Source organism: Actinomadura sp. KC06 (assembly GCF_004348735.1).
In the GTDB taxonomy this organism is placed as follows: Bacteria; Actinomycetota; Actinomycetes; order Streptosporangiales; family Streptosporangiaceae; genus Spirillospora.
The window spans coordinates 1-6,854 of record NZ_SMKT01000271.1 but is presented as its reverse complement, the minus strand read 5'-3'; the positions used below and the strand labels follow the sequence as shown (position 1 = coordinate 6,854).

General features: G+C 71.7%; 7 protein-coding genes. 1 reads left to right on the top strand and 6 read right to left on the bottom strand.

What is annotated here, in order from left to right; translation table 11 throughout:
- The first annotated feature begins 183 nt into the window (after window positions 1-183).
- Window positions 184-1,665 carry a cytosine permease gene (locus E1287_RS41030; protein WP_131971189.1) on the top strand — a complete coding sequence of 494 codons (1,482 nt, stop codon included), beginning with the start codon at window positions 184-186 and terminating at the stop codon, window positions 1,663-1,665.
- Window positions 1,666-1,680: 15 nt separating this feature from the next.
- Here the strand turns inward: E1287_RS41030 and E1287_RS41025 are convergent, their stop codons facing one another.
- From E1287_RS41025 to E1287_RS41000, 6 genes are all read right to left on the bottom strand, one after another.
- Window positions 1,681-1,980: a YciI family protein gene (locus E1287_RS41025; protein WP_131971187.1), complete on the bottom strand. Its 300-nt coding sequence runs from the start codon at window positions 1,978-1,980 to the stop codon at window positions 1,681-1,683.
- Complete coding sequence (locus tag E1287_RS41020; protein ID WP_131971185.1) at window positions 1,980-2,723, bottom strand: glucose 1-dehydrogenase; 744 nt, start codon at window positions 2,721-2,723, stop codon at window positions 1,980-1,982. The genes E1287_RS41025 and E1287_RS41020 overlap by 1 nt, the downstream gene beginning before the upstream one ends.
- 1 nt (window position 2,724) lies before the next feature.
- Window positions 2,725-3,537, bottom strand: coding sequence for a TIM barrel protein (locus E1287_RS41015; protein ID WP_131971183.1), 813 nt, complete (start codon window positions 3,535-3,537; stop codon window positions 2,725-2,727).
- A 10-nt stretch (window positions 3,538-3,547) separates the two neighbouring features.
- Window positions 3,548-4,891, bottom strand: a complete 1,344-nt coding sequence (locus tag E1287_RS41010) for an amidohydrolase family protein (RefSeq protein ID WP_131971181.1) — start codon at window positions 4,889-4,891, stop codon at window positions 3,548-3,550.
- Window positions 4,888-5,778: a dipicolinate synthase subunit DpsA gene (locus E1287_RS41005; protein WP_131971179.1), complete on the bottom strand. Its 891-nt coding sequence runs from the start codon at window positions 5,776-5,778 to the stop codon at window positions 4,888-4,890. Before E1287_RS41005 ends, E1287_RS41010 begins: the two co-directional genes overlap by 4 nt.
- Window positions 5,779-5,802: 24 nt before the next feature.
- Window positions 5,803-6,854, bottom strand: a 1,052-nt coding sequence (locus tag E1287_RS41000; protein ID WP_207934771.1) for an NAD/NADP octopine/nopaline dehydrogenase family protein, incomplete at its 5' end; no start/stop codon positions are given.

Here is a 6,854-nt window from a genome sequence, read left to right as displayed (position 1 = left end):
GGGATGTGTTGGTGGGGGTGAAGGCCCAGGTGGGCGGTTTGTGGTGACCGTTGTCACCTGGGGCATGGGACTGTAAGGTCTGCACATGTATTACATGTGACCAGTCTTTACCGGTGGGCTGGATCGCTCCAATTTCGCACCTCGCCGGGTCACGGGAACGGGACAAGCGGGACGGGCAGGTACATGACGGACACTCAACACGTCGAAGCGGAACTTGCCAAGAGGTACCGCCAGCCGAAGGGGGTCGAGCAGTTCGGGGCCGAGGTGGTTCCGGACGAACTGCGGACCGTCCGGTGGTGGGACATCTTCGCGATGGTCCTGAACTTCGTCGTCAATCCCGGGACCATCGTGATCAGCGGTGCGCTGGTGGCCGCCGGGATGTCGCTGTGGGAGGCGACGCTCACCGGTTTCCTCAGCATCGTGGTCGGCTTCAGCGTCTACCTGGTGGCCGCCACGGTCGGGGTGGACTACGGCATCCCGGGCCTGGTGAGCATGCGGGCGGTGTTCGGAACCCGCGGCGCGGCCGTGACGTCGGTGTTGCGGGCGGTGTCCAGCGTGTACTGGTTCGCCTTCCAGACGGTCGCCGGCGGGGTGGGGATCGCGGCGGTGCTGCGCTCCCTGTTCGACCGGGAGATCTCGCAGACGTTGATCATCGTCTGCTTCGCCGTCTTCCAGATCCTGGTGGCCACGGTCGGCTACGGGTCGCTGAAGGTGCTGTCCCGGGTGGCCTTCTTGCTCAAGATCGCCTTCTCCGTGGTCATCGTCGTGATGCTGATGACCTATCCGAAGGAGAGCTTCCACCCCGACGCGGTGTTCTCCTTCGCCGGGACGGGTCATGGGAAGGTCGCGTTGATCGCCCTGTGGACCACCAGCATGGCCGCGGCGTGGTTCTCCAACTTCACCGACTCGGCGGACTTCTGCCGCTACTCGCGCACCCGTGTCGACATGTGGATCGGCACCTTCCTGGCGGCGGTGATCGGCCAGCTGATCTGCTCTTTCCTGGGCGGGTACGCCGTCGCGGCGGTGCTCGGCAAGAGCGAGAACGCCTTCGACGTGATCGTGACGGCGACGCAGGGCGCGGTCTGGCTGCTGGTGCTGATCCTGGTATACATCGTCCTGGACAACTGGACGATCAACGTGCAGAACCTCTACACGGCCGGGCTGGCGATCACCACGCTCTTCTCCCGCGTCGGACGGTTCTGGGGGACGCTGTTCGTGGGCGTGATCGGGCTGGCCGCCTCGCTGGCACCCGGCCTGATCAGCGGCTACACGGGCTATATGGAGAATCTGGCCAATCTGTTCGCGCCGATGGCCGGTGTCTTCGTCGCGCACTACGTCGTCCTGCTGAAGACGCGGCTGGACGTGCCCGCCCTGTTCCGTCCCGACGCGCGTTACGCCTATTGGCGGGGCTTCAACTGGGTCGCCCTGTTCTGGGTCGTTGTCGGGTACTTCATCAACACGGCGGTGCCGACGCAATATCTGAACATCGTCGTGACGGCGGTGACGGTCGGCGCGCTCTACCTGGCCTCCATGGCGGTCGCCCGGCGGCGGTGGCGGGTCGCGGCTGTCGGGAGCGAGCCCGTCCATGTGCGGGCGGGGGCGACGGTCGAGGGAGCGGTGTCGGCGGTGGATCAGGCGCGTGAACCGGCCGGCCAGGGTGGCTGAGAGGGCCTGGCGGCGTCAGGTTCGGCGGCCGTTGCCGAAGATCGGGAGCAGGGGGTCTATGTCCACGGTGGCGAAGACGCCGGCGCGGGTGAACGGGTCGGCGGAGATGAACGCCTCCGCCGACTGCCGGTCCGGGACGTCCAGGACGAAGAGCTGTCCGCGTCGGGTTGTGCCGTCCGGGCCCAAGAGGGGGCCCGAGAGTTTGATCAGGTCGGCTCGTTCGTCGACGTAGCGGCGGTGCTCGTCCAGGACGGACCGGCGCAGCACGGCCGAGTCCGGCACGTCCCGGCAGAGGACGACGTAGTGGACGGGCATCAGGCGGTGAACGCGGCGTCGATGGCGATCTCGGCGCCGGAGATGTAGCGGCTGCCGTCCCCGGCGAGGAACAGGACCAGGTCCGCGATCTCGCCGGCGGTGCCGAGCCGTCCGGACGGGATGAGCCCGGCCAGCCGGGCCCGGTTCTCCGCGCCGCCCTCGATCATCGGGGTGTCGATGACGCCGGGGCAGATGGCGTTGACGCGGATGCCGCCGGCGGCCAGTTCCCAGGCGGCGGCGCGCGTCATGCCGCGGACGGCCCATTTGCTCGCGGCGTAGGCGAACGGCATGCCGCCGCCCTTGAGGCCGGCGGTGGAGCAGGTGTTGATGATCGAACCGCCGCCGGACTCCCGCATCAGCGGCGCCGCCGCGTACATGCCCAGGTAGACGCCCGTCTGGTTGACCTCGACGACCCGCCGGTACTGCTCGGGGGACGTGTCGGCCAGGCCCGCGTGGAGCCAGACCCCGGCGTTGTTCACCAGGATGTCGAGCCGCCCGTAGTCGGATCGGACGGTCGCCATGAGGTCGGTCCAGGCCGCCTCGTCGGTGACGTCCAGCGGCAGGAAGCGGCCGGGACCGGCGAGTTCGGCGGCCACCTTCTCCCCGGCGCCGCCCGGCAGGTCGGTCACGATGACGGTGGCGCCGTGCGAGGCCAGCAGCCGCGCCTCGGCCGCGCCCTGGCCGGTGTACGACCCGGCTCCGGTGACGATGGCGATCTTCCCGTCCAGTCCGGAATGGTCCATGTCAGGCTCCTTCACGCGTGGCCCGGCGCGGCGCGGCCGGGAAGTACTCGTCGATGGCCGCGACGGCGGTCTCGGGGCGGCCGTCGCCGGGGACGGTCTCGAACGTGATCGTCCCGTCCCAGCCGAGCCGGTCCAGGACGGCGCGGAGGTGCCCGAAGTCGACCTCGCCGGTGCCGGGCTCGTGCCGTCCGGGGACGCCCGCGACGTCGAACCGGGCCATCCAGGGCGCGGCGGCCTCCAGGTGGTCGGTGAGGCGGCCGCCGCACAGTTGCTGGTGGAAGACGTCGAACGCGACGCCGACCACCGGGTCCGCGATCTCGCGGGCGATCGTGACGACCGCAGGGACGTCGCCCCACAGGTAGCCGGGCAGGAACACGGTGTTGAGGTGCTCCAGGACGAGCGTGACCCCGCTGCCGCGAGCGAGTTCGGCCGCGGCCGACACCGCCTCGACGCAGGCGCCGTGCAGCACCTCGGCGGGGAGCGGCGGCGACGGGACGACGCGTCCCTCGCTGATCGCGTTCGAGAAGATGTGCAGCTGGCGGGCCCCTGCGGCGACGGCGGCGTCCAGGGAGCGGGCGATCTCGTCCAGCACCGCCGTGCGCCCGGACGGGTCGCACAGCGGATGGTCCCGGTTGCCGAAGAAGCCGTTCACGCCGATGCCCGCGGCGTGGCATGCGGCGGCGACGGCGTCGAGGTCGGAGGTCCGCCGGTCCCAGAGGTCGACCAGGTCGAATCCGGCTGCCCCTGCCGCACGCGCCCGGTCGGCGTATGGGCGGTCCCGCCACATCATCTCGATGGACACCGAGCGCAGCACGCTGCACCTCTCATTCCGGGACGTTCACGCACAGGCCGCGGCCCTGCTCGGAGTCGTCGCAGCGGTCGTCCGCGTAGACCTGACGGCCGCGCGAGAACGTCATGACCGGCCAGCCCTTCAGCCTGTGGCCCTCCCACAGGCAGGTGCCCTTGCCGTCGTGGACGACGGGACGTTCCTCGTCCAGGTCGACCACGACCAGGTCGGCGTCCGCGCCGATCTGGATGGCGCCCTTGCGCGGGAGCAGCCCGAACCGGCGGGCCGGGTTGTAGGAGTTCATCCGCACCAGGTCGCTCAGCGGCAGGCCGCGCTCGTGCACCCCGTGGTGCAGCATCAGCGGCAGTTCCCAGGCGAAGGAGACGACGCCCGGCTTCTCCGTCCACAGGTCGCCGCCGTTCTTGCGGAACGGGACGTGGTCGGTGCCGATCGTGCCGATGGCGCCGCCGAGCAGGGCGCGCCACAGGCCGTCCTGCTCGTGCCGGTCGCGCAGCGGCGGGGAGATCTTGGCGCGGGCGTCCAGGTCGGGGTCGTAGGCGGTGCGGGTCAGGTAGTGCGGGCAGGTCTCGACGGTCACGTCCACGCCGCGGGCGCGGGCCTGCGCGGCGATCTCCGGGCCGCGTCCGACGGAGGTGTGCACGATGTAGAGCGGGCAGCCGGTCAGCTCGGCGAGCTTGATGACCCGGACGATGGCCTCCTCCTCGACGAAGGACGGGCGCGACTCGGTGTAGGCGCCCAGGTCCTGCCGTCCGGTGGCCTTCATCTCCTCCTTGAGCATGGCCGCGAGCTCGGTGTTCTCGCAGTGCACCGAGACCACGCCCCGGGGCAGCTTGGCGGCCTCGCGCATCGCCCCGTACACCCAGGCGTCGGTGGACGAGCGGATCCCGATCGGGTTGCCGGGCTCGTACCCCATGTGGCACTTGAACGACTGGACGCCGGTCTCGGCCGCGACCCGTGGAATGTCCGGGATGTGGTCCTCGCGCTGGATCCCCCAGTGGAACCCGAAGTCGATGGTCGACTGCGCCTCGCCGCGGGCCCGCCGCTCCTTGTAGAAGTCGACGTAGCCGCCGTTGGGGTTGCGCGTGAAGAGCAGCACGGTGGTCACGCCGCCGCTCGCGGCCGCGGCCGTCTCGGTGCGCATGTCGTCGTCGTAGTCGTAGTCGACGCCCAGGTGGCAGTGCGGGTCGATCACGCCGGGCATCAGGACGCGCCCGTCGAGGTCGATCTCCCGCGCGCCGGCGGGAAGGTCGCCGTCGGCGCCGACCGCGACGATGCGTCCGTCGCGTACCGCCACGCCGCCGTGGAACTCGCCGGTGTGGGTGACGACGCGTCCGCCGCGCAGGACCAGATCAGCTTTCACGATGTGCCCTCCTCGATTTCGGCGATGCGCCGTGAGATCCCCGACCATTGGCTGGCGCCGACCGTCACGGGGGCGCGGCGGCCGAGGCCGCGTGCCCAGACGGCGCGGTGCCCGAGGTCCCGCGCGGCGTCCAGGTCGATGCCGCCGGGCGGCGCGGCCAGGTCCATGACAAGGCTCGCCGGGGGCAGCGCCGCCAGGACCTTCCGGTCGACCACCCGCGTCGGGACGGTCGAGAACAGCATCGACAGCCCGGCGGCCCGCTCTGGCAGTTCGGACAGCGGGTGCGGGACGCAGCCCGCGGACAGCGCGTCGGCGCGCTGCACCGGGTTGCGGGCGAACAGGTGCACCCGCGCGCCGAGCAGGACGAGTGTCCGCGCGAGCAGGCGGCCGATGTTGCCGTGGCCGACCACGCCGACGTCGGCGGCGTGGATCGTCACGTCGGTCTCGGCGATGGCGAGCTGCAGCGCGCCCTCCACGATGGCCGGGCCGCGCAGCAGCATCAGCTCGGTGTCGTCCTCGTACTCGGCGAGCGCGATGCCGTTCTCGGCGGCGGCCTTGCGGAGCCGCTCGTCCGCCTGGCCGAGGATGATCGTCGCCCCCGGTGCGAGCCGGGACAGCAGCGCGGCGTCGGGCAGGATCGGCTCGGGGGAGGCGGGCGCGAACAGGACGCCGTCGGACGCGATCCCCGGGATGGGGAACAGCGCGTAGTCGGCACCGTCCAGGGCCTCGGCGGCCGACGCGGCGTGGGCGACTCCCGCGATCCCGCCGTCCGGCCAGGGGAATCCGTAGGCGCGGATGGTCGCGCCGGTGGCGGCGGCGAGCCTGGCGATCTCTTGTTCGCGCTCGTCACCGCCGACGACCGCGATCACTCGATGTGACAGTTCCATATGTCCCTCTCAGGCTCGAACGGCTCAGGCTCGTACGGCGGCCAGGACGCCGGCCGCGTCGAGGCCCGCCAATCCCAGGCGGGCGGCGTTCAGGCCCTCGGCCGACGGGTCGTCGCCGGTCGCGGTCGCGCCCAATGTGAGCAGCGCGTTCGCGGTCGGGACGGGTACGCCCGCGATCCCGGCGAGGGCGGTGAAGGGCAGCAGCCCGTACGGCAGGTCCTCCCGGTAGTAGCGGTGCGCGAACGAGCCGGGCGCCGCGATGTCGCGGTTGGCCGTCCCGCCGCGTACCGCGCCGACCACGTCGCCGCGTTCCGCCGCGACCGGGTCGGCCGTGCCGATCGCGGTCATCTCCGCGAGCACTCCCGGCAGCGCGTGACCGAACGCGTGGCCCACGGCTCGGCGTTCGCCGTCGAGCGCCTCCAGGACGCGGGCGACACCTGGCGTCATGCCTTCGACGTAGAACGTGAAGCCGCCGCGCGTCGCCTCGACCCAGGCGGCCCCGAGCACCGCGCCCGGCGGATGCAGCACCAGGTTCACGTTGGAGAGGCTGGACGCGAGGACGTCCGGCACCGCCGACGCGCCCCGGAAGAGCCGGAGCCCGTGGTCGAGCGCCTCCTCCCCTCCCGGAAGGCATGCGGCCCGCACCGTCCCGGCCCGTCCGGTGGTGACCACGGTCCCGGAGCGGACGCGCGCCACATAGGTCAGCGTGGAGAACTCGGCCAGCGGCGGGAGCTTCGTCCCGTGCTCGGCGAAGACGGCGCGGGCGTGCAGCGCACCCCCGGTGTGCCCGGGGTTGAGCACGACCGGGACCTGGACGGGCAGGCGGGCCAGGTCCGCGAACAGCGCGCGGTGCGCGATGCTCGGCAGGCAGACGACCGCGGCCTCGGCGCCGCGCAGCGCCTCGGCGAGGTCGGTCGTCATGACCTCCGGGACGGCCTCGCCCGTCCCGGACACCCCGGCGTACGCGACGGCCTGGCGCTCGACGTGCGGCGCCAGCGTCATCGGGTTGCGGTTCCACAGGCGCACGTCATGGCCGGACAGGGTGAGCTCGACGGCGGCCGAGAGCCCGCCCGCCC

Bases quoted from the DNA above. Each gene is read 5' to 3' on its own strand.
- E1287_RS41020 (WP_131971185.1), bottom strand. From the start codon at position 2,723: ATGGACCATTCCGGACTGGACGGGAAGATCGCCATCGTCACCGGAGCC.
- E1287_RS41005 (WP_131971179.1), bottom strand. From the start codon at position 5,778: ATGGAACTGTCACATCGAGTGATCGCGGTCGTCGGCGGTGACGAGCGC.
- E1287_RS41025 (WP_131971187.1), bottom strand. From the start codon at position 1,980: ATGCCCGTCCACTACGTCGTCCTCTGCCGGGACGTGCCGGACTCGGCC.
- E1287_RS41030 (WP_131971189.1), top strand. From the start codon at position 184: ATGACGGACACTCAACACGTCGAAGCGGAACTTGCCAAGAGGTACCGC.